The following is a 3550-nucleotide window of genomic DNA, read 5'->3' as shown; positions in this document are numbered from 1 at the left end:
AGAAGATCTGGCCCCACCTGACACCTTCCCGGGCCCAGGACTGCGACGAGCGGGAGACCCGCGAGCTGTTGATCGACCGGGTCCGCTACCTCTGGCGACGCGGTGAGTTCGACCGAGCAAGGTCTCTCGGCGAGCGGTTGGACACCACCTGGACCACCCGGCTGAGCACCGAAACCGACGAGGCAGAGGCTCAGCACCAGCGTCGCCAGGTCCTTGGTCTCAACTTCCAACTCGGCAACGTGATGCGTTCGCAGGGAAACTTCGCGGATGCCCTGGCCCTGAACGAGCGCACCTTGGCCAGCCAGCGCGAGCTGCTGGGAGAGCACCACCCATCCACCCTGATGACGGCCGGCTCGCTCGGCGCCGACCTGCGCGCGCTCGGCCGCTTCCAGGAGGCACTCGACCTCGACCTGAACACCCTCAACTGGTTCCGCGAACTGTTCGGCGACAATCACGCGCGTACCCTCGCGATGGTGAACAACCTGGCTGTCGGCCAGCGCTTGGTCGGTGACTCGATGGCCGCTCGCGACCTCGACCAGGACACCTACGACCGACGACAGGCCGTGCTCGGCCCGAGGCACGTGTACACCCTCGTCAGCAAGTCCCACCTGGCCCGCGACCTACGCGAACTCGGTGATTTCAAGGGGTCGATCGAGTTGCTGCGCGAAGTCACCGATGAATTCGCCGAGGTCCTTCAACCCGACCTTCCGGAGAGTCTCCGGGCTGCCGTCTCGCTCGCCGCGTCGTTGCGTCGGGAAGGCCACTTGTGGGAGGCCCGGCAGCTCAGCGCGCAGGCATACGAGCGCTACCTCGCCCGTTTCGGCCCGGAGGCCGCCGAGAGCCTCGCCTGCGCGCTGAACCTGGCTGCCGATCAGCACGCCTCCGGCGAGGTGGAGGCCGCCCGTGACCTCGCCTCCAGTGCTCACGCGGGCTACCGGCGACTGTTCGGCGACGAGCACCCGTTCACCCTGGCCTGCGAGAACAACCTCGGCATCTACCTGCGGGGCAGCGGCGACGTGGAGGCCGCGATCCGCCGGGGCAGCCACACCGTCGACGCACTGAGCTCGGTGCTCGGTGCTGATCATCCGTTCACTCTGAACGCGAGGGCGAACCTGGCCAACGCCTTCGGCGACGCCGGTCAACTCGGCAGTGCCGAAGAGCTCGGACGCGCAGCCCACGCAGGTCTGGTGAGTCGCTACGGCCCCAGCCACCCGGACACTGTCGTCTGCGCTTCGAACCTTGCGATCACCCTCCGCGAGTCCGACCCGGGCAAGGCAGCAGAGCTACGTGCGGGCGCCCTGGTTGAACTGTTCCACCGATTCGGGGAGGAGCACCCTCACACGGTCGCCTGCCGGGGCTGGAAGCGGATCGATCGCGAGCTCGAAACCCAACCCCTCTGAGGTGGCGCGGGGAACCGGACCCAGGTAGTCGCGGCATCAAGTCACCGTTCCCTCCGGAAGGGGGCACGGAATGGGTGCGGCCCTGCTGCCGAGGAGGAACCGGACTGCGTGGCCGGTGATCGGACACTCACCGATCTTGAGGGTGCCCAGCCGTGCTCGGCGACGCGGACCCATCCCAGCCGGGTCGTGCGGCGGCTTCGACGGTGATGATCCGCCCGACGGCAAGGAAGAGCTCAGCATGACGCAGCCGCAGCCGCCGGATGATGAGGAGTGGCTCTGCGGCCCATCTCGGGGAGGACACTGATGACCAACGGCCCGGCAGAGGGGCTCCGCCAGCGCGGCGAGGCGGTCACCCCGGCAGGAGGGAGTGGGGTGACCGGCGCCGAGGACCGTGGAGGCCGGGTGGTGACGTTCTACTCGTACAAGGGCGGCACCGGTCGCACCATGGCGCTGGCGAACACGGCCTGGATCCTGGCCGCCAACGGCTTCCGGGTGCTCGCTGTGGACTGGGACCTGGAGGCGCCCGGCCTGGCCAAGTTCTTCCGCCCGTTCCTGGACCAGGGCGCACTGGCCGGTGCCACCGGCATGATGGACCTGATCACCGAATACCGGGAGGAGGCTCTCCGCCAGATCGAGCACCCGCCGGGCTGGCAGCGGGACTTGGCCCAAGTGAGCCCGCACGTGCTCTCGCTCTCCTGGTCGGGCTTCCCGCCCGGTGGCAGCTTGGACCTCCTCCCCGCCGGCGAGCTGAACCGGGACTACTCGGAGGTTGTCGGCCGACTGGACTGGGACCTGCTCTACGAACGCTTCGAAGGCGGCGAGTTCTTCGACGCGCTCAAGCGCGACATGAGCCGCCGCTATGACTACGTGCTGATCGACAGTCGTACCGGACTGTCCGACCTCGCGGAGGTCTGCACCGTGCACATGCCGGACGACCTGGTGGTCTGCTTCACCCTCAGCGACCAGAGCATCGAGGGCGCCTCCAAGATCGCCCAGCACATCAACGACCGCTACCGCGAGCGCGGCATCCGGATCCTGCCGGTGCCGATGCGGATCGACGAGGGCGAGAAGGAGAAGGCGGACGCCGGCCGGGCCCTGGCCCGGATGTGGTTCGCCGGCCTGCCCGAGGGGCTGAGCGACGAGGAACTGGCTGGCTACTGGGGCTCGGTGGAGATCCCGTACCGGCCGTTCTACGCCTACGAGGAGATCCTGGCGACCTTCGGCGATCAGACCGGCATCCCGACCTCGATGCTGGCCGCCTGCGAGCGGCTGACCACCATGCTCACCCGCGGCCGGGTCACCTCGCTGCCGCCGGTGGACGAGGAGGTCCGGCTGCGCTGGGTGGACGCTTTCACCCGGCGCCGCCCGACCGCTCCCGCCGACCTCTACCTCTCCTTCGTGCCGGAGGACCGGATCTGGGCGGACTGGATCGCCGCCGTGCTGGAGAGCGCCGGCTTCCGGGTGGCGCCCCGGGACATCGGTGCCGGGGCGGACACCCGGCTGGAGACCGAGCGGGGCATCGACACCGCCTTCCGGACTGTCGCGTTGCTCTCGGCCGACTACCTGAGGTCCCCTCAGGCCCGGGCGTTGTGGGACTCGATGGGCGGCTTCGACCCGTCCGGGACGCGTCGGCAGATCGTCCCCGTCCGGGTCGGCGATGTCCGGCTCACCGCGCCGTTCAGCGGCCGCAACCCGATCGACCTGGTCGGCCGGGACGAGGCTCAGGCCGCCGCCATCCTGCTGCGCGCCCTGGGCCGGGAGAGCGCGGAGCCCGATCCGGACGTCACCATCCCGCGCTTTCCCGGCACCAAGCCGGCCTACTGGCTGGTGCCGCAGCGCAATCCCTCCTTCACCGGCCGGGCCCGGGCGCTGGAGGAGCTGAGGGACAGTCTGGTCAGTGGTCCGATGGTGGTGCTGCCCACCCCGCAGACCCTCTACGGCCTCGGCGGTGTCGGCAAGACCCAGCTGGCGTTGGAGTACGCGCACCGGTACATGTCCCACTACGACCTGGTGTGGTGGATCGACGCCGAGCAGACGGACCTGATCCCCACCGCGCTGGCGGGGTTGGCCAACCGGCTCGGCCTGCAGGTGGGTGATTCGGTGAACGAGGCGGCCGAGGCGGCTCGCGAGGCGCTGCGCAACGGCATTCC

General features: G+C 69.5%; 2 protein-coding genes. Both read left to right on the top strand.

Annotated elements, in window-relative coordinates; all coding sequences use genetic code 11:
* A partial coding sequence (gene fxsT, locus ACIRBX_RS38555; RefSeq protein WP_402305226.1) for an FxSxx-COOH system tetratricopeptide repeat protein occupies positions 1 to 1400 on the top strand: 1400 nt, incomplete at its 5' end.
* A 444-nt stretch (positions 1401 to 1844) separates the two neighbouring features.
* Positions 1845 to 3550: KGGVGR-motif variant AAA ATPase (locus ACIRBX_RS38550; protein WP_402305227.1), on the top strand; the 1706-nt coding region annotated here is incomplete at its 3' end.

This window comes from Kitasatospora sp. NPDC096147 (assembly GCF_044763225.1).
Classification (GTDB): Bacteria; Actinomycetota; Actinomycetes; order Streptomycetales; family Streptomycetaceae; genus Kitasatospora.
Note: the sequence above shows the minus strand (reverse complement) of the source record. Positions and strands in the feature narration are given on the sequence as shown.